This is a genomic window from Granulimonas faecalis (genome assembly GCF_022834715.1).
Lineage (GTDB): Bacteria > Actinomycetota > Coriobacteriia > Coriobacteriales > Atopobiaceae > Granulimonas > Granulimonas faecalis.
In genome coordinates this window covers 561,483-578,098 of record NZ_BQKC01000001.1, presented here as the reverse complement: position 1 = coordinate 578,098, position 16,616 = coordinate 561,483, and the positions used below count along the sequence as shown (strand labels likewise).

Genomic DNA, 16,616 nt, shown 5'->3' with positions numbered 1-16,616 from the left:
GCGAGCGGTAGATTTCTTTCATGGACGGTCATGTACAGTCATAGACAGTCGACCACCGGGCCGAGAAGGCCCCATCGGGAACACGAGGGCCCATGATCCCCTACAAGCGTCAGCAGACCATCCTCGACCTCCTCTCCCAGGAGGAGGTCGTGCGCTTCTCCGACATACAGGAGCTCCTGCCCGAGGTGTCGGAGTCGACGCTCCGGCGCGACGTGCGCGAGCTCGAGGCGGACGGCAGGCTCCAGCGCCTGAGCGGCGGCGCCGTGAAGGCCGCCGGCGGCCCCCGCGAGACACCCATCAGCGTCAAGGCGGCCATCCACGTGGGTGAGAAGCGCGCCATCGCGGCGGCGGCGGCCGCCCTCGTGGAGGACGGCGAGACGGTCTACGTGGACTCCGGGTCCACCTGCTCGGCCCTGCTCGCCCTCCTCATGGCGAGGCCGGTCACGGTGGTCACCACCAACGCCGACGCGTTCTCCCTCGCAGGTGCCGACCCCTGCGCCACCCTCGTGATGCTGGGCGGCATCCTGAGCCCCGACCTCTCCTCCGTGTACGGCCCCATGACCGAGGAGAACGTCGGGCGCTTCGTGTTCGACCGGGCGTTCCTGGGGGCCAACGGCGTCGACGTCAGGTTCGGGGTCACCACGCCGAGCATGCAGGAGTCCAACAAGAAGCAGGTGGTGGCCGAGCACGCCAAGGAGACCTACGTGCTCGCCGACTCCTCCAAGTTCGGGGAGGTCCTAAACGTCAGGGTGCTCCCGCTGGACCGCGTCACGGTCGTCTCCGACCGCAGCGACCCCGCGGTCGCCGCCGAGACGCGCGTCATCACCGCCTGAGCCTCCAGCACCGCCGACGATACGTGCATGAAAAAAGGCCGCCGGCGGTTGCCGGGCGGCCTGCCGCGCGCTGGCGGGGGCAGAGGGATTCGAACCCCCATAACTGGTACCAAAAACCAGGGTCCTGACCGTTGGACGATGCCCCTGTGGGAGGCAAGTGTACCACGGGCTCCCCACGGCCTCGCCGAAGCGGCTCCTATCTGCGTTATCATGCAAGGCGTTCATGCATCTGTGCCGCGAGTTCAACGGCCGCGGCCCGTTGCCCAGGAGGCACCCTTCTATGGCATTCACCGCCATCGTCCTCGCCGCCGGCGAGGGCACCCGCATGAAGTCCAAACACCCCAAAGTGGCCCACAGGATGCTCGGCCGTCCCCTCGTGGTCTGGGCGGTCGAGGCCGCCCGCCAGGCGGGCGCGGACCGCGTCGTCGTGGTCGTGGGCAACGGCGCCGAGGAGGTCAGGGAGCTCCTCGCCGACGAGAACGTCGAGTGCGTGCTCCAGGGCGAGCGCCTCGGCACCGGCCACGCACTCAAGGTCGCCCTCGACGAGACGGGCGTCGCCTCGGGGTGCGTGGCCGTGCTGTACGGGGACACGCCCCTCGTGGAGCCCTCCACCATCGCCGCCCTCACCGACCAGGTGACCGACGGCGGCCGCGCCGCCGCCGTGCTCACCATGGCGCCCGAGGACCCCACCGGCTACGGCCGCATCGTCCTCGACGACGCCGGCGAGGTCGTGGCCATCGTGGAGCACAAGGACTGCACCGAGGAGCAGCGCGCCAGCCTCACCGAGTGCAACTCCGGCGTCTACGCCTTCGACGGCGCCCAGCTGGCCGCCCACATCGGCGAGATCGGCAACGACAACGTCCAGGGCGAGTACTACATCACCGACATGGTGGAGATCCTCAAGGGCCACGGCCTCTCCGTCACCGCCGTGCACGTGGAGGACGACACCGAGATGCTCGGCGTCAACTCGCGCACCCAGCTCGCCGAGGCCACCAAGGTCATGCAGCGCCGCATCAACGGCCGGCTCATGGCCGAGGGCGTCACCATGCTCGACCCCGACCTCGTGTGGGTGGGCCCCGGCGTCACCGTGGGCCGCGACACCGAGCTCCTGCCCGGCACCTACCTGTGGGGCTCCACCTCCGTCGGCGAGGACTGCGTCGTGGGCCCCGACTCCCGCCTCACCGACACCTCGGTGGGCGACCGCTGCACCGTCGACGAGACCGTGGCCGAGGGCGCCCTCATCGAGAACGACGTCTCCTGCGGCCCCCGCGCCTACCTGCGCCCCGGCACCCACATGCTGGACGGCTCCAAGGCCGGCACCCACGTGGAGATCAAGAAGTCCACGATCGGGCGCGGCTCCAAGGTCCCGCACCTCTCCTACATCGGCGACACCGCCATGGGCGACGACGTCAACGTGGGGGCCGGGTCGATCACCTGCAACTACAACGGCTACGAGAAGAACCCCACCACCATCGGCGACCGGGCCTTCATCGGCTCCAACACCATGATGGTGGCCCCCGTGAACCTGGGCTCCGACGTCATAACCGGGGCCGCCAGCTGCATCGTCGAGGACGTTCCTGACGGCGCCCTGGGCATCGCCCGGGCCCGTCAGACCAATGTCGAAGGGTACGCCGCCAAGCGCGCCGCCAGCCGAGAGTCGTAGAGAAAGGCGACCATGAACCAGGATCAGGACCTCAACAAGATCACACCGATGACCAAGCGCTTCAAGCTCTACACCGGTTCCAGCAACCCGGTGTTGGCCCAGCGCATCGCCGACCTGCTCGGCGTCGAGCTCTCGGGGCTCCTCCTCGAGAAGTTCGCCAACGGCGAGATCTACGCGCGCTTCGACGAGTCGGTGCGCGGGGCCGACGTCTTCTTCATCCAGTCCATCGTGGGCGCCAACGTCAACGACATGATGATGGAGACCCTCATCACCGCCGACGCCGCCCGCCGCGCCTCCTGCCGCACCTTCACGGCGGTCATCCCCCACTACGGCTACGCCCGCCAAGACCGCAAGGCAGCCCCCCGCGAGCCCATCACGGCCCGCCTCGTGGCCAACCTCCTCGAGACCGCCGGCGTCGACCGCGTGGTCACCCTCGACCTCCATCAGAACCAGATCCAGGGCTTCTTCAACATCCCGGTGAACCACATCACCGCCATGCCCCTCTTCGGCGAGTACTACAACGCCATGGACTTCGACACCGACGAGCTCGTGGTGGTCTCGCCCGACGTGGGCCGCGCCAAGGCCGCCAAGAAGCTCTCCGACATGCTCGGCTGCTCGCTGGCCATCGCCCACAAGGGCCGCCCCAAGCACAACCAGGCCGCCGTCACCGGAATCATCGGCGACATCAAGGGCAAGACCTGCATCATCAACGATGACATGATCGACACCGCCGGCACCCTCTGCGCCAGCGTCCGCGAGCTCAAGAAGCTCGGCGCCGGCGACATCTACGTCTGCGCCACCCACGGCATCTTCTCGGGCCCCGGCGTGGAGCGCATCGAGGACGCCCCCATCGTGGAGTGCGTGGTCACCGACGCCGTGCCCCTGGACCCCGCCTGCTACGACGGCAAGATCAAGACCATCTCGGTGGCCGACGAGTTCGCCGAGTGCATCCAGCGCATCTACAACGAGGTGAGCGTGAGCGGCATGGTGGGCGCCGACATGAACCTCTAGGGTCGGCGACCTCGGCCCGGGGCGACCCCGCCCCCCGAGTATGGGACCCTGGCCCCGCCCCCGTCTCCCTCAGGAGGGGACGGGGGCTTTCTGTGTCTCCCGGGCGCGGGCAGGCACCGACCGGCCGGGTTCGGCCCCGTGCCCCACGGTGGCGGCCGCAGGTCCGGGCCCGTGGCACCGCCATAAAGGCCAGCCGCGCCACGGCGGCGAGGAGCCATCCCCGTTTTGTCAGAAGGCCGCGCCACGGTGGCGCGGAGGGCAACGGCACCGGGCCCATGGCGGCCCCGCCTCCCCGCAATGGCGCCGTGGGCCATACTGGACACGTCACCTCCTCGACAGCAAGGAGCACCATGGCAGCAAGGAACCGCGACCAGGCCCCCACCGGCGGCAAAAGGCCCCGGGGGGCCAACCCATCCAAGGCACCCGTGCCCATCGGCATGGTCGTGGGGCTCGGCAACCCCGGGGACGAGTATGCCGAGACCCGGCACAATGCCGGCTTCCAGGTGGTGGACCTCCTCGCCGAGCGATGGGGGGCCGGCTATTGGAAGCAGGATGCCGGCGCCCTCGTCGCCCCCTGCACCGTCGAGGGGCAGACGGTGCTCCTCGCCAAACCCCAGAGCTTCATGAACACGAGCGGCGGCCCCGTCTCCAAGCTGGCCCGGGAGCACCGGGTGCAGCCCGAGGGTATCCTCGTGGTCCACGACATGCTCGACATCCCCGCAGGTGCGGTCAAGTACAAGGCGGGCGGCGGCCTCGACGGCCACAACGGCCTGCGCTCCATCGCCGACAAGCTCAAGACCCGCGACTTCAAGCGGGTGGAGGTGGGCATCGGGCGCCCGCCGGGACGCATGGACCCGGCCGACTTCGTGCTGAGGACCCTCAAGGGCAGGTTCCTGGAGGAGTTCGGGCTCACGGTGGCCGACGCGGCCGACCTGGTGGAGCGGGAGCTCAGGCGGCAGGGGCAGGCCTGAGCCCCGTCGACGCCGCCCATAACGCCACCGTGGCGCGGCCGCACCCCCGTTTTGCCGAGACACCCCGCCACAGCGGCGCGTCGTCGCCCGCATACCGCCCGGAGAGGCCCATGGAGATCAGCGGCACCAACTTCAAGCTGGAGGAGTACCTGCGCTATGCGAGCCCCGCGGAGGCCCCCGTCATCGAGTACGTGGTGGGCGACGTGGAGCGGGCGGCGGGCCTCACCGTGCGCTCCCTGGCCGAGGCCACGGGCGCATCGGTGTCCACCATCATGCGCCTGGTCCACAAGCTCGGTTACAGGGGTTACCGCGACTTCCAGCAGGCCCTGATCTACGACCTCGCCGTGCGGCGCCGCTCGGCCCGGGCCTCCATGGGCGACGTGGGCCGGAGCGACTCCACCCGGTCGGTGATCCACAAGCTCAGCAGCCGCACCGTCCACGCCCTCGACGCCACCGCCGTGGCCCTCGACGTCTCGGCCGTGGACCGGGCGGCCTACCTGGTGGGCCACGCCAAGAACGTGGTGCTCTTCGGCATGGGGGCGTCCCAGATCGTGGCCGAGGACCTGGGCCTCAAGCTCCTCCGGGCCAACATCCCGTGCACCTGCAACGCCGACTGGCACGCCCAGCTCCTCGCCGCCAAGAACATCGGCCCCGACGACGTGGCCGTGGCCTTCAGCTACTCCGGGGAGACCCGCGAGGTGGTGGAGTGCGCCCGACGCTGCAAGGAGGCCGGCGCACCGGTCATCTCGGTCACGGCGGCCGTGAGCGGCCACGGGCTGCTCCCCTACACCGACGTCGCCCTCTGCGTCGCCGCGAGCGAGCACGGCCTGAGGAGCGGCGCCATGGCCAGCCGCATCGCCCAGCTTCACGTGGTGGACATCCTGTTCACCGTGGTGGCCCTGCGCGACTACGACGCCGCCTCCCAGCGCTTTGCCGGCAACTACCACCACAAGGCCCTCGGGGAGGCCGAATAGGGGCACCGCTCGGGGCACCTGGGCCCATGCTGTGAACTCAAACTGGAATATCACCACCCTCCCATTCTGCCGACGGTAGCGCTCTGTCGGCAGACGGCCTTTCCCGGCCCTTCTTTTTTCCATGGCGCGGTACAAAGACGTCATTTACCGATGGCAAGACGAACACCTTGTGAGAACGGCGACGATAGGGGGCGACAGAAAGCGACAACGAAGGGAGGAGCTTTGGTCGATCTCGAATCCCTCGTGACCGAGAGTCCCAACCCCGCGACATCCGACCTCGACACCATGAGCCCCCTGGAGGTGGCCCGGGCCATGAACCGGGAGGACCGGGAGGTGGCCCGGGCCGTGGGCGAGGTGCTCGACCGGGTGGCCCAGGCCATCGCCTGGGGCAGGGACGCCCTGGCCGCCCAGGGGCGCATCGTCTACGTGGGGGCCGGCACGTCGGGGCGCCTCGGGGTCCTCGACGCCGTGGAGTGCCGCCCCACCTTCGGGGTGCCCGACGGCGTGGTGGTTGGCCTCATCGCCGGGGGCGCCCCGGCATTCACCCAGGCCGTGGAGGGGGCGGAGGACGACGAGGGCCTCGGCGTCTCCGACATCGACGGGCTCTCGGTGGGCGCCTCCGACATGGTGGTGGGCCTTGCCGCCAGCGGGCGCACCCCCTACGTGGCCGGTGCCCTCCGGCGGGCCCGGGAGCGCGGGGCGCGCACCGTGGCCGTGGCCTGCACCCGCCCCTCCCTCATCGGCACCATGGCCGGGCTCGCCATCGAGGTCTCCTGCGGCCCGGAGGTGCTCACCGGCTCCACCCGGCTCAAGGCCGGCACGGCCCAGAAGATGATCCTCAACATGATCTCGACGGGCTCCATGGTGGGCACGGGCAAGGCCTTCGGCAACCTCATGGTGGACGTGCAGCCCACCAACGAGAAGCTCCGGGCCCGGGCCCTGTCCATCGTGGAGCAGGCCTGCGGCACGGACGCCTCCCGGGCGGAGGCGGCCTTGGAAGACGCCGGCGGCATGGCCAAGCCGGCCATCGTCTCCATCCTCGCCGATGTCGACGCCAAGACCGCCGACACCCTGCTCGCCCAGGCCTCCGGCGACGTGCGCCGGGCCATAGCCCTTGCCCAAGACACCCGACAGGAACAGGAGATGCGATGAACCAGGAGACCGCGCTCGAGAAAGCCTTCGCCATCGTGGCCATCGGCGGCAACGCCAAGGGGGAGGCCTACGAGGCCCTCGCGGCAGCCGAGGAGGGGCGCTTCGACGAGGCCGACAAGGCCCTCGCCCAGGCAGAGCAGGACCTCGTGGACGCCCACAACATCCAGACCGAGTTCATCCAGCGGTCCGCCGCCGGAGAGGACATCCCCCTCTCCATGATCTTCGTCCACGCCCAGGACCACCTCATGTGCGCCCTCGAGGCCCAGTCGCTCATCGGGCACCTGGTGGCTCAGGCCAAGCGCATCGACGCCCTGGAGCGGCGCGTCGAGGCCCTCGAGGGGCACGACCGTGGCTAGGGCGGCCGGCACGCCGGACCTCGCCCGCCGCTGGCTCGGGGAGACCGACTACGACATTCCCCGCTTCGGCTTCGTGAGCGCCGCCGTGGTCACCGCCTCCCTCGTCATCGCCGTCTTCGTCGTCCCGGCCCTCACCGCCCCGCTGGCCCCGTCCCTCCCGCTGGCCACGCCCGTGGCCCAGGGCCTGCTCGTGGGCTTCTCCGTGGCCGTCATGGAGTTCTTCCACGAGAACGACCGCGGGCCCTGCCCCGGTTTCTGGTTCGTGGCGGCGGCCCTCTCTGCGGCCCTCGCCGCTGTGTTCTGCGTCCTGTTCGTCTGACCCGCACCCCAGCCGTCAAGGAAAGGAGCATGTCATGAAGGTTCTCGTCGTCTGCTCGGGAGGCATGTCCTCCACCATCGCCGAGGACGCCCTGAGGAAGGAGGCGGCCAAGCGCGGCCTCACCCTCGAGGTGGCCGCCTGCGGCACCTCGGCCCTCGAGGACGAGCTCAAGGAGGGCTACGACGCGGTTCTGGTGGCGCCCCAGGTGCGCCACCGGTTCAAGGAGCTCGCCGCCACCTGCGAGGCGGCCTCCGTGCCCGTGTGCCTCATCCAGCCCATGGCCTACAGCCCCATGGGCGGCCCCAAGCTCTTCGCGCAGCTCGCCGAGCTTCTGCCCGACCTGGCCTAAGGCCTTCGCCACCCACGACCCTAAGGAGTACCCATGGCCGCATTCGAGTCCATGTCCACCTGGATCGACGAGCACCTCGCCGGCCCCATGGCCCGCGTGGCCGAGCAGAGGCATCTACGTGCCATCCGCGACGGCATCGTCTCCACCCTCCCGCTCATCATCGTGAGCTCGTTCCTCATGGTCATCGCCTTCGCCTACAACCAGATGCCCGCCGACTGGGCCCTGGCCGCGTGGCTCAAGGCCAACGCCGTCAAGATCCTGCTGCCCTACCGCATGTCCATGTACATCCTGTCGCTCTACGCCTGCTTCGGCATCGGCTACTCCCTGGGCCGCTCCTACAAGGTGGACGGCCTCATGAGCGGCCTACTGTCGGTCATGGCCATGCTGCTCACCATCGTGCCGGTGATGATGCCCGACCTCGACGACGCCATCAACGCCGCCCTGGCCGCCTCTCCCCTGGCCGACGCGGGCTTCCCCGACGCCATGACCGCCGTCAACGGCGCCTACGTCATGAACATGAACTACCTGGGCACCGGCCAGCTCTTCGTGGCCATCATCGCCGCCTTCGCCGCGGTGGAGATCTACCGCCTCTGCGTGCAGCACAGGCTCACCATCAAGATGCCGGCCCAGGTCCCCGAGGCCGTCTCCAATTCCTTTGCCGCCCTCATCCCCACGGCCATCGTCTTCTTCCTGTTCTCCGCGGTGTGCATCTGGGGCGGCTTCAACATCCACGACTTCATCACCGCGCTGATCATGCCCCTGGTCTCCGGCGTCGACACCCTGGGCGCCGCCCTGGTGGTGGTCTTCCTCGAGATGCTCTTCTGGTTCTTCGGCATCCACGGCAGCTCCGTGGTCTACTCCATCGCCCGTCCCCTCTGGCTGGTGCTGCTCGATGAGAACGCCGCCGCCTACGCCGCCGGCACCGCCCTGCCCCACGTGGTGTCCGAGCCCTTCTTCCAGTGGTTCGTCCAGATCGGCGGATCCGGCTGCACCATCAGCCTCGCCATCCTGCTGCTGTTTGCCTCCCGTTCCAAGTACGGCAAGATGATGGGCAAGGCCACCATCGTGCCCGCCGTCTTCAACATCAACGAGCCCCTGATGTTCGGCGTGCCCCTGGTGCTCAACCCCACGATGATGATCCCGCTCATCCTGGTCCCCGTGGTCAACGTCCTGATCTCCTACCTCTGCCTGTCGGTGGGGCTGGTGGGCCGGTTCGTGGGCGCCATCGTCCCCTGGACGCTGCCCGGGCCCGTGGGCGCGTTCCTGGCCTGCGGCGGCGACTGGCGGGCCGCCGTGCTCTCCGTGGTGCTCATCGCCATCGGCGTGGCCATCTACTACCCGTTCTTCCGCGCCTGGGAGAAGCAGGTCATCGCCGAGGAGAAGGCCGACGAGGCCGAGGCCGCCTAGGCCGAGACGACCCATCGCCCGACGAAACCCATGGCCCGGCCCCGGCCGGGCCTTCTCCGAGAGGACCATCCATGTACGTGGCAACGGTCGACGCCGGGGGGACCCGGACACGCTTCGAGCTTCGGGGGCCCGACGGCACGGTGAGGTGCTCCCATGCCGGCACCACCTGCCACCCGGCCCAGGTGGGCCTCGACGCCATGGCCCGCATGCTGCGCGAGGGCGTGGAGCGCGTGGCCTCGGCCGCGGGGGCGCCCATGGCGTCCACCGCGGTCTCCCTGGGCGTGGCCGGCTATGGTCCCGGCCGCGAGGGGGCCGTCGAGACCGCCCTGGAAGACGCCTTCGGCGACGCGGCGGCGCTGCTCGTGGCCAGCGACGCCGAGGTCGCACGGGTCGGCGCCCTGGGAGGTGCCGACGGCGTGCTCGTGGTGGCCGGGACCGGGTCTATCGCCGTGGGCTCCTTCGACGGGCTCCCGGTGCGCGTGGGCGGCTGGGGCTGGCCCGTGGGCGACGAGGGGTCCGGGGCCTGGCTGGGCCGCGAGGCGGTGGGCCTGGTCCTGCGCCGCCACGACGGCCGCGACCCCGCGGGGCCCCTCCTCGACGCCGCCGTCTGCGAGGCCCTCGCCGTGGACAGCCCCGAGGCCATCGCGGGCGCCCTGGCGGCCTCCCGCGACCAGCGGCGCCTCCTGGCCCGGGCGGCCCCGGCGGCCGTCTCGAGCGCCCGAGGGGGCGACGGGGGCGCCCAGGCCCTGGTGGCCCGGGCCGCCACGGAGCTCGCCCGCCTGGCCAACCGCGCGGCGGAGGGGCACCCCGGGGCGCCGGTCTCGTGGACGGGCGGCCTCTTCTCGGCCGGCGACGCCGTGCTCGGCCCGTTCAAAGCGGCCCTCGACGACACCCTCGTGCCCCTGGCCCCCCAGGGCACTCCCCTGGACGGAGCCTGGATGCGGGCCGTGCGCGCCCTCAACCTCTGAACCCATCCCTGCGACCAAAGGAGCACCCATGACCCGCACGCTCATGTGGGGAGGCGCCACCGCCTCCTCCCAGTACGAGGGGGCCGCCACCGTAGGCGGCAAGGGCCTCGACACCCAGGACGTCCGCCCCTGGAAGCCCCGCACCAGCAACGCCACCTGCGAGACCCGGCTCCTCACGGCCTCGGCCGTGGCCAAGGCCAAGGCCGACCTCGCCGCCCGCGAGGGCAACTACCCCTTCACCCGGGGCACCCAGGGCCACGACCACCTCGAGGAGGACATCGCCCTCCTCCAGGAGCTCGGCATCGACATCTACCGGTTCTCCCTCAGCTGGGCCCGGCTCTTCCCCCAGGGGGACGAGGCCGAGCCCAGCCCGGAGGGGCTCGCCTACTACGACCGGGTCTTCGAGGCGGTGAGGGCCGCCGGCATGAAGACCTTCGTGACCCTCACCCACTACGCCATCCCCCTCCACCTGGTGGAGGCCTACGGCAGCTGGACCAACCGCGCCCTCATCGACCTCTACGAGCGCTTCGCCCGGACGGTGTTCGAGCGCTGGGGGTCCATGATCGACTACTACCTCCCCTTCAACGAGATCAACGCCGGCTACTTCTCGCCCTGGAACGGCGTGGGGCTCCTCAGGCCCGAGGACGGCCCCTACGACCAGTCCGCGGTGTTCCAGAGCCTCCACCACCAGTTCGTGGCCAGCGCCAAGGTCATCCGGGCCCAGCGCGAGATCTGCCCCGACGCCCGGTCGGGCTGCATGGTGGCGGCCTTCTGCTACTACCCCCACACCTGCTCGCCCGAGGACAACTGGATCAAGCTCCACGACGAGCAGGTCAACATGTGGTACCCGGTGGACGTTCTGGCCTGTGGCATCCAGCCCTACTACATGGACGCCTTCTACCGCGACCACGGCATCACCGTGGACATCACCGACGAGGACCTGGAGCTCTTTGCCCGCTACAGCTGCGACTTCGTGAGCTTCTCCTACTACTCCAGCTCCGTGCTGGGAGCCGCCGACAACGGCGAGCAGACCGCCGGCAACCTGGTGTGCTCCATCAAGAACCCCTACCTGGAGGCCAGCGAGTGGGGTTGGCAGATCGACCCGGTGGGGCTCCGCACCCAGCTCAACGCCTTCTACGACCGCACCCACAAGCCGGTGTTCGTGAGCGAGTGCGGCTTCGGCGCCCGGGACCGCCTGGAAGACGACGGCTCCATCCACGACCCCTATCGGGTGGAGTACCTCGAGAGGCACTTCGAGCAGCTGCTCCTGGCCCAACAGGACGGCGTCGATGTGCTGGGATTCATCCTCTGGGGCGTCATCGACATCGTGAGCGCCGGGTCCTGCGAGATGGCCAAGCGCTACGGCGTGGTCTATGTGGACGCCGACGACCGGGGCGAGGGCACCTACGAGCGGCGCAAGAAGGACAGCTTCGACTGGTACCGGAGCTATATCGAGAGCTACCACGCCACCCACGGCGCCTAGGCCGGCGGCATACCGGACGCACCCCCCACAGGAAAGGGCGGCCCCCATGCGGGACCGCCCTTTCTCCATGGAGCGCGGGTCTTGGGGGCCGAGAGCTACTCGGCGTCCTCGCCGAGCAGGGCCTGGGTCATGGACGCGGCGGCCTGCTTGCCGGCTCCCATGGCCAGGATGACCGTGGCGGCACCGGTGACGATGTCGCCGCCGGCCCACACGCGCGGGTCGCTCGTGCGGCCGTCCTCGTCGGCCTCGATGTAGCCCCACTTGTTGAGCTTCACCGGGGCGGCCTTGGAGGCGAAGGGGTTGGCGTTGGTGCCGATGGCGGTGATGGCCACGTCGCAGGGCAGCTCGAACTCGCTGCCCTCCACGCGCACCGGGCGGCGGCGGCCGGAGTCGTCGGGCTCGCCGAGCTCCATGCGCTCGAGCTTCACCTTGGCCACGAAGCCGTCCTCGCCGGCCTCGAACTCCAGCGGGGAGACGAGCTCCAGCACGCGGACGCCCTCCTCCTTGGCGTGGTGCAGCTCGGCCACGCGGGCGGGCATCTCCTTCTCGGTGCGGCGGTAGGCCAGGGTCACCGACTCGGCGCCCAGGCGCAGGGCCGTGCGCGCCGCGTCCATGGCCACGTTGCCGCCACCGAAGACCGCCACGTTCTTGCCGTGCTTGATGGGGGTGTCGAACTCGGGGAAGTCCATGGCCTTCATGAGGTTCACGCGGGTGAGGTACTCGTTGGCGCAGAAGACGCCGGGGAGGTTCTCGCCCGGGATGTTGAGGAACTTGGGAAGGCCGGCACCCACGGCCAGGTACATGGCGTCGAAGCCGTGCTCGTTGAAGAACTCGTCGGCGTCGTAGAGGTTGCCCACCACGGCGTCGTACTCGAACTTCACGCCGAGGTCCTTGAGGCCGTCGATCTCACGCTTGACGATGGCCTTGGGGAGGCGGAACTCGGGGATGCCGTAGGTGAGCACGCCGCCGCCGGTCTGGAAGGCCTCGAACACCGTGACGTCGAAGCCCTCGCGGGCGAGCGCACCGGCGCAGGCGATGCCGGAGGGGCCGGAGCCCACCACGGCCACCTTCTTGCCGTTGGCCGGCTTGCACTGGGGCGTGGCGCCCACGGACTCGGTCATGTCGCCGAGGAAGCGCTCGAGCTGGCCGATGGCGATGGGGTCGTTGCCGGTCTTGTTGAGGATGCAGTTGCCCTCGCACTGGTTCTCCTGGGGGCACACGCGGCCGCAGACCGAGGGGAGCATGTTGGAGTCGCGGATGGTGGCCAGGCCGCCGGCGAAGTCCTCGTCGCGGATCTGACGGATGAAGGTGGGGATGTCGATGCCCACGGGGCAGCCGGCGACGCAGTGGGGCTTCTTGCAGTCGAGGCAGCGGTTGGCCTCCTCGATGGCGTCCTCGGTGGTGTAGCCGGTGTCCACGGGCTCGAAGTTCTTGGCGCGGACCTCGGCCGGCACCTCGTTGGCGGGGACCCTCGGGTCCTTGTTGTTGGCGCGGTACTTGCCGTTTACGAGTGGCATTTGCAACCCCCCTCATGCTTGGCGTGCTCCAGGGCCTCGCCCTCCTCGGCGCGGTAGGAGCCCTGACGGGCGGCGAGGTCGGCCCAGTCGACCTTGGTGGCGTCGAAGTCGGGGCCGTCGACACAGGCGAACTTGGTCTCGCCGCCCACGGTGACGCGGCAGCAGCCGCACATGCCGGTGCCGTCGACCATGATGGGGTTGAGGCTGGCCGTGATGGGCATGTCGTACTTCTCGCAGGTGAGGGCCGAGAACTTCATCATGGGCACGGGCCCCACGGCGAAGACCTGGTCGATGGCGTGGTCGATGCACAGGCGCTCGAGCGGCGCGGTGACCACGCCCTTCTCGCCCTCGGAGCCGTCGTCGGTGGTGATGATGAGGTTCTCCAGGGGAAGCTCGCGGAACTGCTCGGTGAGGATGAGCAGGTCCTTGGTGCGGGCGCCCATGATGACGGTGACCTTGTTGCCTGCCGCCACGAGGGCGCGGGCCACGGGGTAGGCGATGGCGAGGCCCACGCCGCCGCCGATGACGCACCAGTTGCCGGGTTTCATCTCGGTGGGCTGGCCCAGAGGGCCGGTGACGTCGAGGATGGAGTCGCCCGCCTGGAGCTGGGAGAGGTCCTGGGTGGTCTTGCCGATCACCATGAAGATGAACTCGATCCAGCCCTCCTCGGGGTTCCAGTCGGCGAAGGTGAACGGCACGCGCTCGCCCTTCTCGTCCGTACGCACCATCAAGAACTGACCCGCCTTGGCCTTCTTGGCCATCTGCGGCGCATGTACGCGGAATTTGAACACCTTCTCCGAGTACTGCGTCTTCTCGAGGATTTCGAACATGCAGCGGCTCCTCTCTCCTCCTCGACAGACATCTGGTTCATGGGGACATGCGCGGCACGGACACATGGCCCGAATCCACGGTTGCGTTTCAGTTTAGCGCAACCGGTTAACCCCACAGGCCGCGGTGAGCCCCGCGCACCATAGTTACCCTCGGAAAACTCCCGTGGAACCGGCCCCTCACCACTCCTCGAGGGGGTGGCAGCCCACGAGGTCGACCTTCTCCGCGTCCACCGAGAAGTCGGCCTGCCAGAGCTCGACGCCACGGGCACGGACCTCGTCGACGCAGGCCATGACCTCGTCGTAGGTGGTGCCGTGGTAGAAGTGGAAGCCGTCGTTGGCGTAGTAGAGGCAGTAGAGGATCACAGCCCGGTCGTGGTCGGCCAGGGAGTCGGCCAGCTCGTGCAGGTGGCGCACGGCGCGGTCGGTGGACGAGAAGGGCGGCTGCGGCAGGCGCCCCACCCCCTCGGGGACGGCGCACTCCAGCTGGCGCAGGGGCGTCTTGACCTCCAGGTACACGGAGTCGTCCACGAGGAAGTCCAGGCGGGAGGAGCCCAGCGGCACCTCGCGGCGCACGGGCACCGGCTCGTCGACGATGCCGGGTACGGCCCCCTGCCGCAGGAAGTGCTCCACGTAGCGGTTGGAGGCGTTCTGGTTGAGGCCCACCCAGCGGCGGCCGGGGTCGCCCGGGGCCGTGAGCGAGAGGGCCTCGACGGTGAGCGGGAGCTTGCGCCGGGGGTTGTGGGAGTCCGAGACCAAGCAGGGCAGCCCCGCGGTGTCGATGTCGCCGATGCGGCTCACCACGGGGCAGTGGCACCGCACGGTCTCGCCGTCGAGGTCCACGTCCATGATGAAGCGGTTGGGCCGGGCGAGGATGGTGCCCTCGCGCAGGGGCTCGGGAAAGCGGTAGGGCTCGGCCACTACCCCACCTCGACGAGCTCGATCTCGAAGGTAAGGGGCTTGCCGGCAAGCTCGTGGTTGGCGTCCACGGTGACGGAGTCGTCGGTCTTCTCGGTCACCGCGGCGGCCACGGTGGAGCCGTTGGAGGTGGAAAGGGTCACGGTGTCGCCCACCTCGAGGGAGTCGAAGTCGGGGACGTCGTCCTTGGAGAAGGTGGTCACCATGGCGTCGGAGCGCTCGCCGTAGGCGTCGGCAGGCTCGAGACGCACGGTCTTCTTCTCGCCCACCTCCATGCCCTCCACGGCGGCGTCGAAGCCAGAGATCATCTGCCCGGCGCCGACGGTGAACTCTAGGGGCTCGCCGCGGTCGTAGGAGCTGTCGAACTGCGTGCCGTCGTCAAGGGTGCCGCGGTAGTTCACTTTCACGGTGTCGCCCTTCTCGGCCACGGTCTTGGCCTCGGCCTGCCCCTCCTGGGCGGGCGGGTCGCCGGCGTCCTGGGAGGCGGGCTGGCCGGAGCAGCCGGCGAGGGCGATGAGAGCGGAGGCGCTGAGGACTGCGAGGGCGCGCGGCAGCGTGTGAGTCATGGACTGGTCCTCTCGGTGGCGGCCGCCGATGGGGCCGGACGATTCTGTCTGGGTCGATGGTTCGGGAAAAGCCTACCGCGTCGACGCTCCCCTCCACAAACGGGCTGAAAAAGCACAAGGAGCCAAAACGCGACGACCCGGCGGTAGAATCGGTGGCGGTCAGATTCTACTAGCTGGAGGTTCGCCGTGTACGACCGATGCCGCGAGTGCGTTGCCAACAATGCCGCCAAGATCGCCAAGGCGGCCGGCGTGGACGAGGAAGGGTGCCACCGCCTTCACGACCGCGCCCTCACGCTCATCGCGCACTTCCCCTCCGACAACGACATCTCCCGCGCGCCCTACGCCATGAGCGAGGTGTGGGCGGACCTCGTCGACGCCGTGGGACCCGACCCCTACGCCGAGGTCAAGTCCACCTTCGAGCGGCTCACCACATCGCTTGCCCCGCGCATCCGCTCCGTCGTGGAGGCCTCCGACGACCCCGCGCCCCTCGCGGTCCGCTTTGCCGTGGCCGGCAACCTCATCGACGTGGGCACGCCGATGGGCTTCACCGAGGACCGCGTGGCCGAGCTCCTGGACTCCGTGCCGTCCCTCGCGTTCGCCCGAGACGACTCCCCCTCGCTCATCGAGCGCGCCTCCACGGCCCGCACTATCGTCTTTCTCGCCGACAACTGCGGGGAGTCGGCCCTCGACCGCATCCTCATCGAGACCCTGCACCGCCTGAACCCGTCGGCTCGCATGGTCTACGTGGTGCGCAACAACGTCATCCTCAACGACCTCACCATGGACGAGGCCCTGGCGGCCGGCATGGACGAGGTGGCCGACCTCATGACCAACGGCGACGCCGACTACGGCGCGGGCACCCTGCTCGACGGCTCGCTCTCGCCGGAGTTCAGGCACCTGGTGGAGATGGCCGACCTCGTGGTCTCCAAGGGGCAGGGCAACTTCGAGACCCTCTACGGCCGCCTCCACGACCGGCTCTACTTCCTGTTTATGGCCAAGTGCCAGCACATCGCCGACGTCCTGGGCGTCCCCATGGGCGGCCTCCTCTGCCTGGAGAACCGGGTGTAGGCCGGCCGCCGCAACGGGCGCCATCCCACCCCTCACGCCGTCGCCGCCGCGGCCTCCCTCGGCGACGAGAACAGCCCGCACGCCAGGCTCGCCCACAGGCGGGCCTTGGCCGCGGTGGCAAAGTCCACGCTCGCCTTGGCGCCCACCAGCTGTGCGCGCCAGACGTCCTTGTCCACCTCGACGACGGTCGCGACCTTGCCAGCACCCTCGATCCGCTCCACCATGGAATGCTCC

At 69.6% G+C, this 16,616-nt stretch carries 18 protein-coding genes; 13 read left to right on the top strand and 5 right to left on the bottom strand.

The annotated features are described in order from the left end of the window. Positions 1-92 precede the first annotated feature (92 nt). From OR600_RS02670 to OR600_RS02615, 12 genes are all read left to right on the top strand, one after another. Complete coding sequence (locus OR600_RS02670) at positions 93-833, top strand: DeoR/GlpR family DNA-binding transcription regulator (RefSeq protein WP_135978702.1); 741 nt, start codon at positions 93-95, stop codon at positions 831-833. A gap of 280 nt (positions 834-1,113) precedes the next feature. Further along, complete coding sequence (gene glmU / locus OR600_RS02665; protein ID WP_265590599.1) at positions 1,114-2,496, top strand: bifunctional UDP-N-acetylglucosamine diphosphorylase/glucosamine-1-phosphate N-acetyltransferase GlmU; 1,383 nt, start codon at positions 1,114-1,116, stop codon at positions 2,494-2,496. A 12-nt stretch (positions 2,497-2,508) separates the two neighbouring features. After that, positions 2,509-3,507: a ribose-phosphate diphosphokinase gene (locus OR600_RS02660; protein ID WP_265590598.1), complete on the top strand. Its 999-nt coding sequence runs from the start codon at positions 2,509-2,511 to the stop codon at positions 3,505-3,507. A gap of 437 nt (positions 3,508-3,944) precedes the next feature. Continuing rightward, on the top strand, positions 3,945-4,478 hold the full coding sequence (gene pth, locus OR600_RS02655) for an aminoacyl-tRNA hydrolase (RefSeq protein WP_135978732.1): 534 nt from the start codon (positions 3,945-3,947) through the stop codon (positions 4,476-4,478). A gap of 110 nt (positions 4,479-4,588) precedes the next feature. Beyond that, entirely contained in the window at positions 4,589-5,452 is an 864-nt protein-coding gene (locus OR600_RS02650) for a MurR/RpiR family transcriptional regulator (protein WP_135978704.1), read from the top strand. 222 nt (positions 5,453-5,674) lie between these two features. After that, entirely contained in the window at positions 5,675-6,604 is a 930-nt protein-coding gene (murQ, locus tag OR600_RS02645; RefSeq protein ID WP_265590597.1) for an N-acetylmuramic acid 6-phosphate etherase, read from the top strand. Further along, on the top strand, positions 6,601-6,960 hold the full coding sequence (locus OR600_RS02640) for a PTS lactose/cellobiose transporter subunit IIA (protein WP_135978706.1): 360 nt from the start codon (positions 6,601-6,603) through the stop codon (positions 6,958-6,960). Before murQ ends, OR600_RS02640 begins: the two co-directional genes overlap by 4 nt. Continuing rightward, entirely contained in the window at positions 6,953-7,279 is a 327-nt protein-coding gene (locus tag OR600_RS02635; protein ID WP_135978707.1) for a hypothetical protein, read from the top strand. The genes OR600_RS02640 and OR600_RS02635 overlap by 8 nt, the downstream gene beginning before the upstream one ends. A 34-nt stretch (positions 7,280-7,313) precedes the next feature. Then, complete coding sequence (locus OR600_RS02630) at positions 7,314-7,628, top strand: PTS sugar transporter subunit IIB (RefSeq protein WP_135978708.1); 315 nt, start codon at positions 7,314-7,316, stop codon at positions 7,626-7,628. 33 nt (positions 7,629-7,661) lie between these two features. Then, positions 7,662-9,035: a PTS sugar transporter subunit IIC gene (locus OR600_RS02625; protein ID WP_265590596.1), complete on the top strand. Its 1,374-nt coding sequence runs from the start codon at positions 7,662-7,664 to the stop codon at positions 9,033-9,035. Between the two features lie 71 nt (positions 9,036-9,106). Further along, positions 9,107-10,003 carry an N-acetylglucosamine kinase gene (locus OR600_RS02620; protein ID WP_251164038.1) on the top strand — a complete coding sequence of 299 codons (897 nt, stop codon included), beginning with the start codon at positions 9,107-9,109 and terminating at the stop codon, positions 10,001-10,003. Between the two features lie 28 nt (positions 10,004-10,031). Beyond that, complete coding sequence (locus tag OR600_RS02615) at positions 10,032-11,486, top strand: family 1 glycosylhydrolase (RefSeq protein WP_265590595.1); 1,455 nt, start codon at positions 10,032-10,034, stop codon at positions 11,484-11,486. A 95-nt stretch (positions 11,487-11,581) separates the two neighbouring features. Here OR600_RS02615 and gltA read toward each other — a convergent pair whose 3' ends face one another. The 4 genes from gltA to OR600_RS02595 all read right to left on the bottom strand — a co-directional run bounded on the left by gltA (position 11,582) and on the right by OR600_RS02595 (position 15,314). Continuing rightward, the gene (gltA, locus tag OR600_RS02610) at positions 11,582-13,003 is read right to left on the bottom strand and encodes an NADPH-dependent glutamate synthase (RefSeq protein WP_265590594.1); all 1,422 of its coding nucleotides are present in this window, start codon (positions 13,001-13,003) and stop codon (positions 11,582-11,584) included. After that, positions 12,991-13,833 carry a sulfide/dihydroorotate dehydrogenase-like FAD/NAD-binding protein gene (locus OR600_RS02605; RefSeq protein WP_204407038.1) on the bottom strand — a complete coding sequence of 281 codons (843 nt, stop codon included), beginning with the start codon at positions 13,831-13,833 and terminating at the stop codon, positions 12,991-12,993. The genes gltA and OR600_RS02605 overlap by 13 nt, the downstream gene beginning before the upstream one ends. A gap of 177 nt (positions 13,834-14,010) precedes the next feature. Beyond that, on the bottom strand, positions 14,011-14,751 hold the full coding sequence (locus OR600_RS02600; protein ID WP_204407037.1) for a DNA/RNA nuclease SfsA: 741 nt from the start codon (positions 14,749-14,751) through the stop codon (positions 14,011-14,013). Then, positions 14,751-15,314 (bottom strand): FKBP-type peptidyl-prolyl cis-trans isomerase, encoded by a 564-nt coding sequence (locus OR600_RS02595; RefSeq protein ID WP_168354110.1) that lies wholly within the window; start codon positions 15,312-15,314, stop codon positions 14,751-14,753. Before OR600_RS02595 ends, OR600_RS02600 begins: the two co-directional genes overlap by 1 nt. Positions 15,315-15,500: 186 nt before the next feature. Here OR600_RS02595 and OR600_RS02590 point away from each other — a divergent pair, with 186 nt between their 5' ends. Further along, on the top strand, positions 15,501-16,382 hold the full coding sequence (locus tag OR600_RS02590) for a damage-control phosphatase ARMT1 family protein (protein ID WP_265590593.1): 882 nt from the start codon (positions 15,501-15,503) through the stop codon (positions 16,380-16,382). A gap of 32 nt (positions 16,383-16,414) precedes the next feature. Here the strand turns inward: OR600_RS02590 and OR600_RS02585 are convergent, their stop codons facing one another. After that, positions 16,415-16,606, bottom strand: coding sequence for a hypothetical protein (locus OR600_RS02585; protein WP_204829641.1), 192 nt, complete (start codon positions 16,604-16,606; stop codon positions 16,415-16,417). Positions 16,607-16,616 lie beyond the last annotated feature (10 nt).

Excerpts from the sequence above, each read along its gene's own strand:
- OR600_RS02670 (WP_135978702.1), top strand. The coding sequence starts at position 93 with ATGATCCCCTACAAGCGTCAGCAGACCATCCTCGACCTCCTCTCCCAG.
- glmU (WP_265590599.1), top strand. The coding sequence starts at position 1,114 with ATGGCATTCACCGCCATCGTCCTCGCCGCCGGCGAGGGCACCCGCATG.
- OR600_RS02660 (WP_265590598.1), top strand. The coding sequence starts at position 2,509 with ATGAACCAGGATCAGGACCTCAACAAGATCACACCGATGACCAAGCGC.
- pth (WP_135978732.1), top strand. The coding sequence starts at position 3,945 with ATGGTCGTGGGGCTCGGCAACCCCGGGGACGAGTATGCCGAGACCCGG.
- OR600_RS02650 (WP_135978704.1), top strand. The coding sequence starts at position 4,589 with ATGGAGATCAGCGGCACCAACTTCAAGCTGGAGGAGTACCTGCGCTAT.
- OR600_RS02640 (WP_135978706.1), top strand. The coding sequence starts at position 6,601 with ATGAACCAGGAGACCGCGCTCGAGAAAGCCTTCGCCATCGTGGCCATC.
- OR600_RS02630 (WP_135978708.1), top strand. The coding sequence starts at position 7,314 with ATGAAGGTTCTCGTCGTCTGCTCGGGAGGCATGTCCTCCACCATCGCC.
- OR600_RS02625 (WP_265590596.1), top strand. The coding sequence starts at position 7,662 with ATGGCCGCATTCGAGTCCATGTCCACCTGGATCGACGAGCACCTCGCC.
- OR600_RS02620 (WP_251164038.1), top strand. The coding sequence starts at position 9,107 with ATGTACGTGGCAACGGTCGACGCCGGGGGGACCCGGACACGCTTCGAG.
- OR600_RS02615 (WP_265590595.1), top strand. The coding sequence starts at position 10,032 with ATGACCCGCACGCTCATGTGGGGAGGCGCCACCGCCTCCTCCCAGTAC.
- gltA (WP_265590594.1), bottom strand. The coding sequence starts at position 13,003 with ATGCCACTCGTAAACGGCAAGTACCGCGCCAACAACAAGGACCCGAGG.
- OR600_RS02605 (WP_204407038.1), bottom strand. The coding sequence starts at position 13,833 with ATGTTCGAAATCCTCGAGAAGACGCAGTACTCGGAGAAGGTGTTCAAA.
- OR600_RS02595 (WP_168354110.1), bottom strand. The coding sequence starts at position 15,314 with ATGACTCACACGCTGCCGCGCGCCCTCGCAGTCCTCAGCGCCTCCGCT.
- OR600_RS02585 (WP_204829641.1), bottom strand. The coding sequence starts at position 16,606 with ATGGTGGAGCGGATCGAGGGTGCTGGCAAGGTCGCGACCGTCGTCGAG.